Below are 15,614 nucleotides of genomic sequence, written 5' to 3'. Positions count from 1 at the left end.
TCCTTTATTTACACTGCAATGTAATTAATTCAGGAGTTTGGTTTTCTACCTTTTTCGGCACTGTTAATGCTGTTTGGCAAGATCGACCACCACTGGTCCTCACCGTCAACTTGTAGTAGCCTTCAACCAAACCATATAACATTACCGTGCCATCTGAACCCACTGGATAAACATCAGCTTCTGGGGTATCAATTGCAACTTCACTTCCTGCCACAAATTGATGACCTTGTTCATCCAATATTTTGACCAATATTTGTTGTGTATCAAATACTGAAAAATTAATGTTATAACCACGCTGTCTTAACGCAACTAAACGATGTGCAGCATTCGGAACTTTGCTTTCGATCGGCAATTGGTTTTCATCGAATGAAATATCGTAATTAATATAAGGAACGATATCGTGTACAAAGGCATAGCCTTTTTTATTGGTTTTCGCGACTGGAGACATTGATCGCATGACATCAATATCTTCACGACCACCAACATTCACTAAAGCAAAAGCATTATCGACAAAACTGGTCAATGCGTATTGACCACCCAACCACACCATAGCGCCACGGTAGCCAACCTGTGTTGTTGAATCATTTTCACTATAGAGATGACTCAAGGTTAAATCACCAACATTAGTGGACAAACCACCATACGCATTCAATACCGTTTCATCATTACGATAATCCACACCGAGCGCATAATTTGCACCATATTCACCAAATGCATTTTGGATGAAACGTACACCGCCGGATTTATTGGTACCTGCATCAGCCTGAATACGTTTACCACCACCAAAATTATAAGAAAATGTAATAAAGGCACCTGAGTCATCGCTATCACCAAATTCTTTAAAATAATTGGCGGTATACATTAAATTCTGTGTGATTTCGCGACTCACACCCACTGTGAGCATTTTGCGATCCTCTAATTCAAATAAAGGATCATTAGATTCATACTGGGTTTGTTCGATATAGTTCAGGTTTAAATTTTGAAAGAATGGGAAATTAGCAAAACTCAAATACGCCATATTTTCAAATTTTGGAAAAATATGATTATCTTCATAACCTAACGCCCGATAATCATTTGTAGCGTAGCGTGAACTCACACCAAAATTGAGTTTCCCGAAATTACGACTAATAGCCAAACCTGCAGAATAGCCATCGTCATTATCGGTTTTACTGCCTAAAAAAATACTGTCTAAAACAAACCATCGATTGACCGCTTGCGTCCATAGCAGTCCTGCATTTTTTACTTTGTCACTATAGGTAGCACTTGCACCCAACGTGGTACGACTGGTGACACCTCTACGCCAATAGGCTGAACTGAAAAAATCGCGATAATCACTATTTTCTTCGTCATAACTGAAGCGTAGTTTCCCTAATGAAATGTTGTAATCATTTAAGTCTTCTTTGAGCAATTTACTACTAATTAACACCGGGAAGCTTCGAACAGTGGTATTCCCCAAGACATCTTGTACAACCATTTGCGCTGTACCTGCACTTTCAATATTGGCACCTGTTTGTAAGTTATAATCTCCAGGTGAAATCTTTTTCTGATAAATATTTACGCCATCAATATATAAATCAACAGTCGAAGGTAAAACTGCACTACCTTTTAGACTTGGAATATTCCAATACACAAAATCTGGACGTGACGTATAGTCTGTACCAAAACTCAAACCACCAAATCGCACACCATGAATTAATGCGCTATAGGCAGAGGTCGTATCACCAATAATCAGCTTGGTCGCACTTTTGGAGAAATCAAACTCAAGACTACTATTTAACCTTACAAATTTTTCTTCACGATAATCATCCCCTTTATTATTTCGATAAAAGGCATTATTTCTTAAAATCCAATTGTCTTTAAACACCCCAAGTTCAGGCAGTACACCAAAATTATTATGTTGAGTGTTATTTTCAAAGTGCATTTCATAATTGAGAAATGCACCAAAATTTGCAGGCATCGGCTGACTGATTAAGGCATCCGTTTCTAGCCCAAAGAAATATTTTGATGGAAGATTAATTTTGATGGCTTGCAATTGAGGATCAAATCCAGACTGAATATCTTGATCCGTTACCAAACAAAATGAATTTTTAGTTGCATGTCGTTTCAGAATTTCTACTTTGATTTGCAGCTTATCAAGATCTGCACACTCTATATAAAACTTGTTATTTTCAGTCAGTAATAATACTTCGCTCTTGCGGTCTACTTCGTTTACCCAAATACTGGTTGGAAACAAATCATCAGGCATATCAACGGCTTCTGCATGAGCAGAATTAGCACATAAAATACAATATAGAAGCAATGTAATTCTATTCATAGCCACTACTCAACTAAATTAAACTCCAAAGGAGTGTCACCTTTATCTGTTTCCACAACGACTTTATAATTACTAGCGCCTTGTAAAGAAACATTCCCGATGTCGTATTGGTTTTTACCTAATGCCAATAAATATTTCATATCGGAAGATTCAGCGACTGTTTTCTTGCTTTTATCGATGACATAAAGTTTTTGGATTTGAATGTGTGATTTTGCTAAATTTTCAACCTGAATAATGGTGCGACCATTCGTTTTTTTGGCAATAAATTTCAAATAAGCGGGTTCTTGTTTGCCGACAAAAAATGGCACATTAATACTTAATAACAGTGCAATTTTCGATTCAGAGTTCGTCACTTGTGGTAGCTCAGTATAAAGAATACGCCATGCTTCTTCTTGTTGTAGATTCATACTTTCTACAGATTGAGTAAAACCCACACGAACCATTTGTTTTGAATTTGGTTTTAAAATAAAGTTTTTCGGATTGATAATAATATTGGATTCAGGTGAAAGAACATCTTCCCCTGCGGCATTTTGAGTCCATTTAAATGCTTGAGCTTCAAAAATACGTGGTGTCTCATCATCCCCTTTCGATTCCAAAGTAAATGTCGCACTGCGTTGTTTAGATTTATCGGTTAAATATAACTGCACAGGGCTAATTGAAATACCTGCAAATATTTGAGGACTCAATAAGCAAGTCATTAAACTAAATGAAACGACTTTGAATAAACTTTTCATATACCCACCCCAGTACATTTAAATATTATTATCAATTCAAAAATAAAAAGAAGTTGACCCTAACTGTGTAGAATCAACTCCCGAAATTTGGATTAGTAAGCTACTTTAATATATAAAGTATCTTTGTATGTACCAGCACGTTGAGTACCTGAAATTGTATTTTTTGGAGCTACAGATACAGCAAAGTTATCAACGCTCATACCAGCTACAGGTGTAGAACCGATTGGATAATTCACACCACCTTTTGAAGTCGTGATTTTTGTAAATACTTTATCACTAGTGGTTTCATGTTTTACAAAAGTATCTGCACTTGAACCCGCGTTTAGCGTAGATAGATTTAATGTATATGGAGTGTTCGTTGTAACTGTAAAGCCACTAGCACCCGTATAACTGTCTTCAACGAGTTTGATGTCTTTACCTACCAAAAGCTCACATGCTTTCAGAATCTGTAACTCGATGTCGATTTCGCCTTCACACGGCGCACCGCCACATTGTTTAGATTCTTTTTTACCACCAGCGATTGCAGATGTTGCTGGAAGTGCTACGAACAATGTTGCAGATAGTACTGCGGTTAAAATTTTAGATGTAGACATTTCACTTCTCCATTCTCATATGAGATTTATTAGTATGTGCATCAAAGGATATTTATTAAGAAAAACTAATTAATCTTACTTTCCCTAGGTGCTGATTCATTCTTAATCATGTGGAGAAAAAAAGAACCCAATATGGAATTTTCACACGAATATTCATGTAATATTATTTTTTACAAATATTTAAATTATGTGTTTGTAATATATTAAATATTTTTAATTTTTATGTTTTTATTTAATTTTCCTCTTTATCCCAAATTTTGGGGATTTTTTTCATATCCCTATTTTTTGGTATATTATATCTTATTGTTTTTATTAAATTTAGTAACATTAAAAATAATATAGGCTGTTACATATTTCACCAAATATTTGTGAAATAGTTCAAAATAATTTTCAAACAAAACAATATTACATGAATATTCAACCATATTAATAGTAAAGACCGATTAAATTTAAATTTTAAATAGAATCTTAAATATATAATCACTACTTTCAGGTATGTCCTTTGAAACGCAATACAAGAATTACGTCACCAAATACTGAGCCTTTGTATTAAATTACAGGTTCTGAAACACGTCTTAGTTTCCAATGTTTAGCTTTTGTAAAACATATTTTCTTTCTTTAAATTTCAGTTTTTGTTTTTCAAATTTTTAGAATCTCATTTATTACGTGATTTATCACATATATATAAATTCACCGCCTCTCTTTCAACACTCATTTTACTTTGCTTTTTTATTCAAAATACGGACTACCTCTTTTAAAACTGCCTGAATTCTTCTTTAGAAAATTCTATAAATAAAAAAGCCCCAAGTTATGGGGCTTTTTAAAAAATTTAACTTACTCACTGACTGGATAAAGCAATCCTTGATCGACTCGAAAGATTTGACCTGATCCAAAGTCGATCTGCTGCAGCTCTCCTTTTAATTTTGGGAAGCCAGCAATTTTCTCCAATTGCGGTGAGCGTTGAAAATTCTTCGTTTTAGGATTGTACATCCAATAAATAAATCGCTTATCTTCTATTTTTCGACCATCAGAAGTGTCTGAGAGTACAACATCATAGTATCCATCAAAGTTTACATCTAAGAATCCCATACTATTCCCAAAGGCATTAAAGCCTTGTAATGACTGTAGTACCTCGCCATTTGACTTATTTATTACATCTACGCGCTTTAGAGATTTGCCATAAGGCTGATCTGCGGATTGCACTCCATAGAACTTAAACAACAGGATAGGTTTATCTACTGCTTTAAACGCAGGTTCAAACTGTAGATAACTTGTAGATGGTGATGCCGTTTTTTCCATCAGTTCAGCTTTAAACGAGCCTGTATTTGCATTCAAGGCTCCTGCCAATCGATAAGCAGTTGCCGCACTTTGTTCAGTCCCAACATTGACTGAATTCAGATCTATAAAATCAGCTTTTTGAGTCCCTTTAAAGTTAATTTGTTTGGGCTCTTGCAGATCAGTCAAAGTCCCGTGCGGATTCCATATACCAGCATACAAATCTAAGAAATAGCGTCCTTCAGTCGAGCGAAGCATCCGCTGCATGGATATCCGAACATCAGGTAAAGGCTTTAACTCAGGCAGTGTTATATCTGCCTCTTGTGCAAAACTCACCACTGGTAGACAAAGAGCGAGTAAAAGAGAGATTTTTGATATTTTCATTGCAATTACACACTCCATACAGCATGAATAATGCCTACTCTATCACAACCTAAATTCAACACAGATGACACAAATATAGGAGTTTTGAAACCACCTACAACTCAAATCATCAGATTAAATTGGAGTCGCTTTGAAAGCCCAAGTTTCCAAATCTAATGAAATACATTTCAAACCAATATTAAATTGAATACATAGATCTTTCAGCAATTCAAACTGATCTACCTTATGATCAATTACTAGCTTCACAAGCTCTTGCTTTCTTCTAAGATCAATATATGCATTTTTCCCAACATATACTTCAACAAAGGCTTCTTCAGGCAATTTTAACGTATAAATTGGACGCGTTTGCAATTGGACTCTTTGCCAAAGTTGGTCATTGATATATGCATGTATTTTTGTAGAAAAGTGATACCCGAATTGAGCATCGCTAATATTTTTTACAATACGTACTTCCTCTTTGTATGCCCATTCCTGCATTTTATAAAGCAAACCATGCTTTATTAAAACTTCTTCATTATCCCAATTTAAAATATTTGAATTTCCTACCGACATTAATTTTTCAACACTTGCCACATTGGCCTGCTTCGGCGCTGTTTTTAAATATCTCAACTCCCCTTTTGTTGAAGGAATAATAAATTGATCACCATCTTCAAGGCCTGCTTTGCATGTGTCTATTCCGATCACGACACCTTTTTTAACTATCCCCATAATGTGGCCAGATGAGTGGATTTAAAGCGGTTCTAGTCAAACTTAAAATCACATACTTTCTAGAAAACTGATTACGGAATGCCCCTATTGCTACGGATGTCGGTACATCCAAATCATAAAAACCAAAACCAGTGCATTCAAATGGGTCGTTAAAATCTTCTAAATGTGAAAAACCTAGAGATTTTGTTTTCAAAATCGTTAAAGCAGCTTCAAAACTCACATATTTATATAAAATCATTATTCTAACCCACGCTAATATTGGGTTCCTTGTAGCATAAAACTCAAAAGATAATTAAATAAATTCTTTTCTTTGCTTACGATTTTGTTCGCTTGGATCCAAAGTATGAACGAGTACAAAACATTGTTTTGTACGAAGTACAACGAGGCAGCACACTGTTTTGAGTGACGCGTAAGGAATGAGAGCACTACTTTTCTATTTTTAAGGCAAGTAACTTTAAATATTAAAAAACCCACTCAAAATGAGTGGGTCTTCGTATTCAAATCAATTGATTCAAGAAATTAGTTTTTCTCTTTATCAACGATTTTGTTCGCTTGGATCCAAGGTACGCAAAAATAGAAAAGTATTCTTTTCTATTTTTAAGGCACGTAACTTTAGATATTAAAAAACCCACTCAAAATGAGTGGGTCTTCATATTCAAATCAATTGATTCAAGAAATTAGTTTTTCTCTTTATCAACGATTTTGTTCGCTTGGATCCAAGGCATCATCGCACGTAACTTGTTACCAGTTACTTCGATACCATGCGCCGCGTTTTGACGACGACGAGCAGTCATAGAAGGATAGTTCAACGCACCTTCTTGGATGAACATCTTCGCGTATTCACCAGATTGAATACGTTTAAGCGCATTACGCATCGCTTCACGAGACTGTTCGTTAATCACTTCAACGCCAGTTACGTATTCACCATATTCAGCATTGTTTGATACTGAGTAGTTCATGTCCGCGATACCGCCTTCGAACATTAAGTCAACGATCAATTTAAGTTCGTGTAGACATTCGAAGTAAGCCATTTCTGGTGCATAACCAGCTTCAACCAAAGTTTCGAAGCCCATTTTAACCAATTCAACAGCACCACCACAAAGAACTGCTTGCTCACCGAAAAGGTCAGTTTCAGTTTCTTCACGGAATGAAGTTTCGATAATACCAGTACGGCCACCACCAACACCTGAAGCGTAAGAAAGCGCAACGTTACGTGCATTACCAGAAGCATCTTGGTGAACAGCGATAAGATCAGGTACACCTGAACCACGTTGGAATTCTGAACGTACAGTATGACCAGGCGCTTTTGGAGCAACCATGATTACGTCAAGGTCAGCACGTGGAACAACTTGGTTATAAAGAACAGAGAAACCATGAGCAAATGCTAGCGTTGCACCTTGCTTGATGTTTGGCTCAATTACGTCACGGTAAAGTTGTGATTGGAACTCATCTGGAGTCAAAATCATAACTAAGTCAGCTTGAGCTACAGCAGCAGGAACTTCTGAAACTTTAAGACCAGCATTTTCAGCTTTTTTCCAAGAAGTAGAACCAGCACGTAGACCTACAGTTACATCAACGCCTGAATCCTTAAGGTTAAGCGCATGAGCATGGCCTTGTGAACCATAACCAATGATTGCTACTTTTTTGCCTTGGATGATAGATAAGTCTGTGTCTTTATCGTAAAAAATTTGCATTGCTGTCTCCGCTAAAATGCTTTTGTTTCCTTTAACTTGATAACGTGATTCTGTTTGATTATTCACGTTTCAAGTACCTCACCCATAGGAGTGAGGTGAAAATATAAAATTAGATAGTTAAAACTTTTTCGCCACGTGCGATACCTGAAACACCTGAACGTACAACTTCTAGAATTGTATTTTCAGCTAAGGCATCAATAAAACCATCTATCTTTTCAGTTGTACCTGCGATTTGAATGGTATATGTTGTTGGTGTTACGTCTACGATTTGTCCACGGAAAATATCCGCAGTACGTTTAATTTCTGCGCGCGCTGAACCAAGTGCTTTGACTTTAATTAACATCAATTCACGTTCAATATGAGCACCTTCAGACAAATCAACAACTTTAACAACTTCGACAAGCTTGTTGAGTTGTTTGGTGATTTGTTCAATTTTATGCTCATCGCCATACGTGGTTAAAGTCAAACGCGAAAGCGTCGGATCTTCTGTTGGCGCTACGTTTAATGTCTCAATGTTATAACCACGCTGAGAGAATAAACCTACCAAACGTGAAAGCGCACCTGCTTCGTTTTCTACAAGTACAGAGATAATATGTCTCATTGTGTGCGCTCTCCTTTGCCTAACCACATATCTTTCATTGACTGGCCAGCAACCAACATTGGATATACATGCTCTGAACGGTCAACCATCACGTTAATAAACACGCACTTGTCATTGATCGCCATCGCTTCAGCAAGCTTCGACTCGAGTTCATCTGCATGGTCAATTTGAATACCTACATGACCATACGCCTCCATTAATTTAGGGAAGTCTGGAAGTGACTCAACATACGAGCTTGAGTGACGACCTTCGTAGTTCATGTCTTGCCATTGCTTAACCATACCTAATGCACGGTTATTCAAGCATAGAATTTTTACATTCAAGCCATATTGCTTACATGTAGATAGTTCTTGGATACACATCTGAATCGATGCTTCGCCAGTAATACACACTACTTGTTGATCTGGGAAGGCAAGTTTAGCTGCCATAGCATATGGCAAACCTACACCCATGGTTCCTAGACCACCTGAGTTGATCCATTGACGTGGACGTGTGTATTTGTAGTAAAGCGCACCAAACATTTGGTGTTGACCAACGTCTGAAGTAATGATGGCTTGACTATTGGTAATTTTATCCAACGCTTCAACAACTTGCTGTGGCTTCATCGAACCATCAGTTGGTTTGTCATAGTTCAAACCATGAACTTGGCGCCATTCATTGATTTGTTTCCACCAAGCCCCGATATCTTCAGGATTTGGTTTAGACACATTCAATTGTTTTAATTGCGCCAACATTTCAGTCAATACAGGCTCTACTGCACCCACAATTGGGATGTGCGCCATAATTGTTTTTGAAATCGTCGCTGGGTCGATATCAATATGAATGACTTTTGCATTCGGACAGAATTTTGCAGGATTGTTGGTTACACGGTCATCGAAACGTGCACCTACACACAAAATCACATCTGCATTGTGCATCGTCATGTTTGCTTCATATGTACCATGCATACCGAGCATACCAATGAACTGTGGATCATTCCCCGGGAATGCACCTAAGCCCATCAAAGTATTTGTTACTGGGTAACCAAGCAAATGAGCAAGCTCTGTCAACTGTGCAGAAGCGTTGCCTTGAACCACGCCACCGCCTGAATAAATAATTGGGCGTTTAGCATGAATCAATTCATCAATTGCTTTACGAATTTGACCAGAGTGACCACGATGCGGCGGTTGATACGAACGCATTTTCACTTTTTCAGGATATTCGTAAGCAAATTTCTCTGCAGGATTCGTCGCATCCTTTGGAATATCAACAACAACAGGACCGGGACGGCCACTTGAAGCGATATAAAATGCCTTCTTAATAATCGAAGGGATTTCGCTTGCATGACGTACTTGGAAGCTGTGTTTTACGATTGGGCGCGAAATACCGACCATATCCGTTTCTTGGAACGCATCCTCACCGATAAGATGGCTTGCAACCTGACCTGACAAAATCACCATTGGGATTGAGTCCATATAGGCAGTTGCAATTGGAGTTACGGTATTTGTTGCACCAGGACCAGATGTCACCAATACGACACCTGTTTTACCTGTGACACGTGAGTAAGCATCAGCCATATGACCAGCAGCTTGCTCGTGGCGCACTAGGTAATGATTGATTTTTTCTTGTTGAAATAGCGCATCATAAATATGCAGTACTGCGCCGCCTGGGTATCCAAAAACATGTTCAACGCCTTCGTCCGCTAAAGCGCGAACAAGCATTTCACCACCAGATAAAAGTTCCAACGTGATTCACCCTAATCTTTTTTCACGCACAAATGGAGGGCATTTGTCGTGGTTAATTCATTAACTGTGTGCTCTGTTATAGCACACAAATTTCATAGTTTTCATAGCAATAAGAAAAAAATCTGACCTGCTTGCTGTTTAAGCAATATGGGGTCTAAAACATGTTGGGATAAACATATTTTGTTGGCTTTGTTCAACCTCTCGGCTAGAGAAGAAGTCCATTGCTAAAATGCACTCATTCGAAGGGTGATCGATCTAAGGCATATAAAACTAAAGACAGCATTTTTGTAGTTTCAACCATTAAAGTCAAGTTTAAAAATGGGCTTTTTTCTGATTACTTACAGACCGTTTGTTTTTTAAGCACACTCCCGTTCTTTGCATTCTTTGTAGTTTGTTTATTTATAACCAGTTAGCATGTATTTAATAAAATACTTTTATAAATCTAATAAATAAATTAAATGAATTGCTGTGGGTTTTTAATTCAATTGCCTCACTTTCAACTTAAGGCATGGATTAAATGATAAAAACACAATATTTTGATTGCTTATTAATTCCACAATTCATCATTCACAAAGTTATTCATCCCACACGATGCCCCTTTTATCCTTTGTGCTAAAAAATGCATAGATTCTGCTGTCAAAAAAGCGCAAAATTTTCAGCATAATTTTGCATGATCACTCTAACTTTGGGACTGAATTTATGATGAAGACGACGATTGCTCGCACTGCCTGTATTTTATCTACCATGGCATTTTGCCTAACCAGTTTGGACCTTTCAGCGAAAGAATATTACAAGTGGGTGGACGCTAAAGGTTCAACGCATTACACCACCACGCCACCGCCAAAAAATGCGCAGCGTAAAGGTAAAGTGAATACCTATGGTGCAACAACAACTACGCAATCTGCTCCAACAAAAAACCAAGAAGAAGTTTCACGTGAAGCCGAACAGTCGAATGAACAAAATGAGCAACAAGCCGAACAACAACGCGAAGCCAATGCAGCGCTCCGCCAAGGTCAAGCCGTAGCCTCCGCACCACAATAATTTACGCCAAAGCCTTCAATTTTGACTTAAATTATTTACATCTACACAGCATCGCAAAATTCACTCTAGGCGTATTTTGCGCTATGCTGTAGCACAAACTTTTTAACCGTTATTTCTATTTACGTTTATGACTACTCACATTGACCCTGAATATCAAGCCAGTGCGATTGAACCTACAGTCCAACAAGACTGGGAAAATCGCAAAGCCTTTAAAGTTGCCGACCAAGTAGAAGGACCACGTCGTTATATCCTCTCTATGTTCCCTTATCCAAGTGGCAAACTGCATATGGGTCATGTGCGTAACTACACCATTGGTGATGTGATCAGCCGTTTCCACCGTTTACAAGGTGAAACTGTACTACAGCCCATGGGTTGGGATGCTTTCGGTTTGCCTGCTGAAAACGCGGCAATTGCACATCAAGTCGCTCCTGCGAAATGGACTTTTGAAAACATTGATTACATGCGTAATCAGCTTAAAAAGTTAGGTCTTTCTATAGATTGGGATCGTGAATTTGCAACTTGCACACCTGAATATTACCGCTGGGAACAATGGTTATTCGTACAGCTTTATAAAAAAGGTTTAATTTACCGTAAGCTTTCAACAGTGAACTGGGACCCAGTAGACCAAACTGTTTTAGCAAACGAACAAGTTGAAAATGGTCGTGGCTGGCGTTCTGGTGCATTGGTCGAAAAACGTGATATTCCAATGTACTACTTCCGCATCACTGACTATGCGCAAGAATTACTTGACGATTTAGAAACATTAAAAGACGGCTGGCCACAGCAAGTTTTAACCATGCAACGTAACTGGATTGGTCGCTCACAGGGTATGGAAATTACCTTCCCTTCAGCGAATCCAGACGTTTATGCAGATGGTTTAACTGTATTTACCACTCGTGCTGACACCTTAATGGGTGTGACTTATGTTGCGGTTGCAGCAGAACATCCGATGGCACTTAAAGCTGCGGAAAACAATCCTGAGCTTGCTGCATTTATCGAAGAGTGCCGTATGGGTTCTGTTGCAGAAGCTGATCTTGCGACTGCTGAAAAGAAAGGTATGGCAACAGGTTTATTTGTTAAACACCCTGTTACTGGCGAACAAATTCCTGTTTGGATCGCAAACTACGTATTAATGTCTTACGGCTCAGGTGCGGTGATGGCAGTGCCTTCACACGATGAACGTGACTTCGAGTTTGCGAATAAATATGGCTTAAAAATTAAGCAAGTGATTGATGCCAAAGGTGCAGACGATGCAGACTTTGACGCAACAACTTGGCAAGAATGGTACGGTTCTAAAGAAGGCAAACTGGTGAATTCAGGCGAATTTGACGGTTTAGACTTACAAGGGGCGTACGATGCATTCCTTGCAAAATTAGAACCGACTGGACTTGCCAACTCGAAAGTTCAATTCCGTTTACGTGACTGGGGTGTTTCTCGTCAGCGTTATTGGGGTTGTCCAATTCCTATGATCAACTGTGAAAAATGTGGTCAGGTTCCAGTACCTGAAGAACAGCTTCCAGTTGTATTGCCAACGGACGTGGTGCCGGATGGTTCAGGCAATCCACTCAACAAAATGCCTGAGTTCTATGAAACCACTTGCCCATGCTGTGGTGGCGATGCTCGTCGTGAAACAGATACTTTGGATACCTTTGTAGAATCATCTTGGTACTATGCACGCTATGCATCTCCAGATTTCACTGACGGTATGGTGAAACCTGAAGCGGGTCAAACTTGGCTTCCTGTGAACCAATACATCGGTGGTGTTGAACATGCGATTCTGCACTTACTCTATGCACGCTTCTTCCACAAATTGATGCGTGATGAAGGTGTGGTACAAGGCAACGAACCATTCACCAACTTGCTTACTCAAGGTATGGTGCTTGCGGATACTTACTACCGTGAATCAGAGTCAGGTAAGAAAACATGGTTTAACCCTGCCGACATCGAACTTGAAAAAGACGAAAAAGGTCGTATCATTTCTGCGAAATATCAAGGTGATGGTCAAGACGTCGTGGTTGGCGGTCAAGAAAAAATGTCGAAATCAAAAAATAACGGTATCGACCCGCAAGCGATTATTGACCAATACGGTGCAGATACTGCACGTGTATTCATGATGTTCGCAGCTCCACCAGATCAATCACTTGAATGGTCTGACGCTGGTGTTGAAGGTGCAAACCGTTTCTTAAAACGTGTATGGCGCCTAGCAACAGGTTTCCTTGAACAAGGCAACTCTGCTGTAAACATCGACAAAGCGACACTTTCTACCGCTGCACAAGACTTACGTCGTAAAACACACGAAACCATTCAAAAAGTGGGTGATGACATTGCACGTCGTCACGCCTTCAACACCGCGATTGCTGCGATGATGGAACTTTTGAATGCAAACAATAAGTTTGAAGCCAAAGATGACAATGACGTTGCCGTTGTACGTGAATCAATCATTACCCTTCTAACTTTACTTGCTCCGTTTGCACCACATTTAAGCCAAACCTTATTGGCTGAGTTTGGTATCGAATTAACATCAGCACGCTTCCCTGCGGTAGATGAATCTGCGCTGACTCGCAATACACAAACGATTGTAGTGCAAGTGAACGGTAAACTTCGTGGCAAATTAGAAGTGTCTGTCGATGCCTCTAAAGATGACATTTTGGCGCAAGCAAAAGCATTACCTGAAGTTCAACAATTCTTGACTGGTCCAACCAAGAAAGAAATTGTGGTGCCGAATAAATTAGTGAATTTGGTGGTTTAATAACCTTACAACTCCTTCTCCCTTTGGGAGAAGGTTGGGATGAGGGTAATTAATAAAACTCACCTCTCCCTAACCCTCTCCTAACAGGAGAGGGAATATAAGGATTTCACAATTCCCAAACAAAGCCCGTTGCCAGTCAACGGGCTTTGACTTTACAATCCACACAGGATTTCTACATTATCCCTTCGGGAAACAGAGGACACTTTATGCACTTGGTTCAACGTGTTGCTGCAATTGTATTAACTATGGGCCTGAGCGCAGGCATGGTCGGTTGTGGTTTTCATTTAAAAGGCACCAACCCTGCTGCTGTACCTGTAGCCTATTCCAATATGCGATTGGCACTTCCTGAAGATACGGATGACTTACATGAAAAGTTAGCGATTTATTTAGGTTCTGCAGGCGTGCAATTGAGCAATAATCAAAATGCCTATGTCTTACATGTGTTGGATTACACTCCGCGACGTTTAGAACTCAATGGTAAATTGGTTGAAACTTTATTGCGTTTGAATGTGACATTCCAAATTGAAGATGCTCAAGGCAATCCTGTAACTGAACCCCGTACATTGATGGCAACACGTAGCTACCAATACGACGTTGCAACCGTGAACACCGATGACCAAGAAGAAAAATATTTAAAACAAGTGATTATTGATGACATTGCACAACAGATCGTGCGCCAAATTTCATCAAACCGCTTACCGAAAGCAAACCCACTAACTGCACCGACCAAAGCTGAGTAATTTTGATTTATGAAACTTGACTATCTTCAGGCATTAAAACGTGTAGATGAAGCGCAAGGTGCCTGGGTGCTACATGGTCAAGAGCCATTACTTGAACAAAATCTCCTTGATGCATTTCGTAAGAGTTGGAACACTCGAGAAGTCGAGCGTCAACGGTATGACATTAGCTCTGCTGCTGATTGGAAAAATGTCTTTAATGCTTTAAATAGCTTGTCATTATTTTCCAGTCAACTGGCAATTGAGGCACATGGCAGCATTAAACCCGATGCCAATGGACTAAAACTGTTAAAAAGCTATTTGCAGCAAAATGAAAGTAACTTGCTGCTCGTGGTCATGCCGAAGCAAGACAGTGCGAGTTTAAAGACCAGTTTTTTCCAAACCATTGATGCCAATGGAGTCAATGTTGCACTGACTGCAAACTACCCTAAAGATCGTCAGCAAATTTTGGCCGTTGAAGCACAAAAGCTCGGCATTAAACTCGCCAATGATGCTTGGCAATGGCTAGAACAGCATCATGAGCACAACTTACTGGCTGCAAAAAATAGTTTAATGCGTGTCGCAGATACTTTTCCTGAAGCTGAAATGATTCAGATTGATCATCTGTACTCTTGCTTACAAGATCAGTCACGCTATACCACTTACGATTTAAATGATGCCATGCTGCAAGGCAATTTGGCACAGTCGATAAAAATCTTTCAATACTTAATCGCTTCAGGCGAGCCGATGTCGCTGATTTTATGGAGTATCAGTAAGGAAATGCGTTTGCTGATGCAACTGTTTGAGCAGCCACAAAATGCCTTGCAAATTGGTATTTGGAAAACCAAAGTCGGGCTGTATCAACAAGCGTTACGCCGTTTAAATGCGAACGATTTTTTGACTTGGCCTGCCCTATTACTTCGTTTAGACGCGTCAATAAAAGGTTTAGGTCATGAAAATCCTGAGCACTTGGTACAACAAGCTATTGCCAGCTTGTGTGGGCGCAGACTCTTCTAGTCTAATAAAAGGCTGTAATAACTTGCATTGCAGTATAAAAGAATAATTATCATTACTGTTTGTT

13 protein-coding genes are annotated in these 15,614 nt (G+C 39.1%); 4 read left to right on the top strand and 9 right to left on the bottom strand.

What is annotated here, in order from left to right; translation table 11 throughout:
* Nucleotides 1-4: 4 nt before the first annotated feature.
* The 9 genes from FTU62_RS09700 to FTU62_RS09660 form a co-directional block, all read right to left on the bottom strand.
* Nucleotides 5-2,314, bottom strand: coding sequence for a fimbria/pilus outer membrane usher protein (locus FTU62_RS09700; RefSeq protein WP_180102544.1), 2,310 nt, complete (start codon nucleotides 2,312-2,314; stop codon nucleotides 5-7).
* A gap of 5 nt (nucleotides 2,315-2,319) precedes the next feature.
* Nucleotides 2,320-3,048, bottom strand: a complete 729-nt coding sequence (locus tag FTU62_RS09695) for a molecular chaperone (RefSeq protein WP_168378452.1) — start codon at nucleotides 3,046-3,048, stop codon at nucleotides 2,320-2,322.
* A 92-nt stretch (nucleotides 3,049-3,140) separates the two neighbouring features.
* A complete protein-coding gene (locus tag FTU62_RS09690; protein ID WP_180084670.1) occupies nucleotides 3,141-3,641 on the bottom strand; it encodes a hypothetical protein in 501 nt (166 codons plus the stop codon).
* 834 nt (nucleotides 3,642-4,475) lie between these two features.
* Complete coding sequence (locus FTU62_RS09685) at nucleotides 4,476-5,300, bottom strand: hypothetical protein (RefSeq protein WP_257223157.1); 825 nt, start codon at nucleotides 5,298-5,300, stop codon at nucleotides 4,476-4,478.
* A 114-nt stretch (nucleotides 5,301-5,414) separates the two neighbouring features.
* A complete protein-coding gene (locus tag FTU62_RS09680; RefSeq protein WP_180102542.1) occupies nucleotides 5,415-6,008 on the bottom strand; it encodes a hypothetical protein in 594 nt (197 codons plus the stop codon).
* Nucleotides 5,995-6,246, bottom strand: a complete 252-nt coding sequence (locus FTU62_RS09675) for a hypothetical protein (RefSeq protein WP_078192672.1) — start codon at nucleotides 6,244-6,246, stop codon at nucleotides 5,995-5,997. Before FTU62_RS09675 ends, FTU62_RS09680 begins: the two co-directional genes overlap by 14 nt.
* A gap of 439 nt (nucleotides 6,247-6,685) precedes the next feature.
* Nucleotides 6,686-7,702: a ketol-acid reductoisomerase gene (ilvC, locus tag FTU62_RS09670; protein ID WP_078192867.1), complete on the bottom strand. Its 1,017-nt coding sequence runs from the start codon at nucleotides 7,700-7,702 to the stop codon at nucleotides 6,686-6,688.
* Nucleotides 7,703-7,811: 109 nt separating this feature from the next.
* Complete coding sequence (gene ilvN / locus FTU62_RS09665) at nucleotides 7,812-8,303, bottom strand: acetolactate synthase small subunit (protein WP_078189625.1); 492 nt, start codon at nucleotides 8,301-8,303, stop codon at nucleotides 7,812-7,814.
* Nucleotides 8,300-10,027 carry an acetolactate synthase 3 large subunit gene (locus FTU62_RS09660; RefSeq protein ID WP_180055671.1) on the bottom strand — a complete coding sequence of 576 codons (1,728 nt, stop codon included), beginning with the start codon at nucleotides 10,025-10,027 and terminating at the stop codon, nucleotides 8,300-8,302. The genes ilvN and FTU62_RS09660 overlap by 4 nt, the downstream gene beginning before the upstream one ends.
* A gap of 699 nt (nucleotides 10,028-10,726) precedes the next feature.
* On the opposite strand from FTU62_RS09660, the gene FTU62_RS09655 reads away from it, so the two are divergent.
* The 4 genes from FTU62_RS09655 (at nucleotide 10,727) to holA (ending at nucleotide 15,550) form a co-directional block, all read left to right on the top strand.
* A complete protein-coding gene (locus tag FTU62_RS09655) occupies nucleotides 10,727-11,068 on the top strand; it encodes a DUF4124 domain-containing protein (RefSeq protein ID WP_257223155.1) in 342 nt (113 codons plus the stop codon).
* Nucleotides 11,069-11,195: 127 nt separating this feature from the next.
* Entirely contained in the window at nucleotides 11,196-13,817 is a 2,622-nt protein-coding gene (gene leuS, locus FTU62_RS09650) for a leucine--tRNA ligase (RefSeq protein WP_180102541.1), read from the top strand.
* Between the two features lie 206 nt (nucleotides 13,818-14,023).
* Nucleotides 14,024-14,557, top strand: coding sequence for an LPS assembly lipoprotein LptE (gene lptE, locus FTU62_RS09645; RefSeq protein WP_078192675.1), 534 nt, complete (start codon nucleotides 14,024-14,026; stop codon nucleotides 14,555-14,557).
* A 9-nt stretch (nucleotides 14,558-14,566) separates the two neighbouring features.
* Nucleotides 14,567-15,550, top strand: a complete 984-nt coding sequence (gene holA, locus FTU62_RS09640) for a DNA polymerase III subunit delta (protein WP_180055669.1) — start codon at nucleotides 14,567-14,569, stop codon at nucleotides 15,548-15,550.
* Nucleotides 15,551-15,614 lie beyond the last annotated feature (64 nt).

Origin of the sequence: Acinetobacter sp. YH12126 (genome assembly GCF_013418745.1) — a bacterium.
GTDB classification, from domain to species: Bacteria; Pseudomonadota; Gammaproteobacteria; order Pseudomonadales; family Moraxellaceae; genus Acinetobacter; species Acinetobacter amyesii.
Note: the sequence above shows the minus strand (reverse complement) of the source record. Positions and strands in the feature narration are given on the sequence as shown.

Bases quoted from the DNA above. Each gene is read 5' to 3' on its own strand.
- FTU62_RS09700 (WP_180102544.1), bottom strand. From the start codon at position 2,314: ATGAATAGAATTACATTGCTTCTATATTGTATTTTATGTGCTAATTCT.
- FTU62_RS09695 (WP_168378452.1), bottom strand. From the start codon at position 3,048: ATGAAAAGTTTATTCAAAGTCGTTTCATTTAGTTTAATGACTTGCTTA.
- FTU62_RS09690 (WP_180084670.1), bottom strand. From the start codon at position 3,641: ATGTCTACATCTAAAATTTTAACCGCAGTACTATCTGCAACATTGTTC.
- FTU62_RS09685 (WP_257223157.1), bottom strand. From the start codon at position 5,300: ATGAAAATATCAAAAATCTCTCTTTTACTCGCTCTTTGTCTACCAGTG.
- FTU62_RS09680 (WP_180102542.1), bottom strand. From the start codon at position 6,008: ATGGGGATAGTTAAAAAAGGTGTCGTGATCGGAATAGACACATGCAAA.
- FTU62_RS09675 (WP_078192672.1), bottom strand. From the start codon at position 6,246: ATGATTTTATATAAATATGTGAGTTTTGAAGCTGCTTTAACGATTTTG.
- ilvC (WP_078192867.1), bottom strand. From the start codon at position 7,702: ATGCAAATTTTTTACGATAAAGACACAGACTTATCTATCATCCAAGGC.
- ilvN (WP_078189625.1), bottom strand. From the start codon at position 8,303: ATGAGACATATTATCTCTGTACTTGTAGAAAACGAAGCAGGTGCGCTT.
- FTU62_RS09655 (WP_257223155.1), top strand. From the start codon at position 10,727: ATGATGAAGACGACGATTGCTCGCACTGCCTGTATTTTATCTACCATG.
- leuS (WP_180102541.1), top strand. From the start codon at position 11,196: ATGACTACTCACATTGACCCTGAATATCAAGCCAGTGCGATTGAACCT.
- lptE (WP_078192675.1), top strand. From the start codon at position 14,024: ATGCACTTGGTTCAACGTGTTGCTGCAATTGTATTAACTATGGGCCTG.
- holA (WP_180055669.1), top strand. From the start codon at position 14,567: ATGAAACTTGACTATCTTCAGGCATTAAAACGTGTAGATGAAGCGCAA.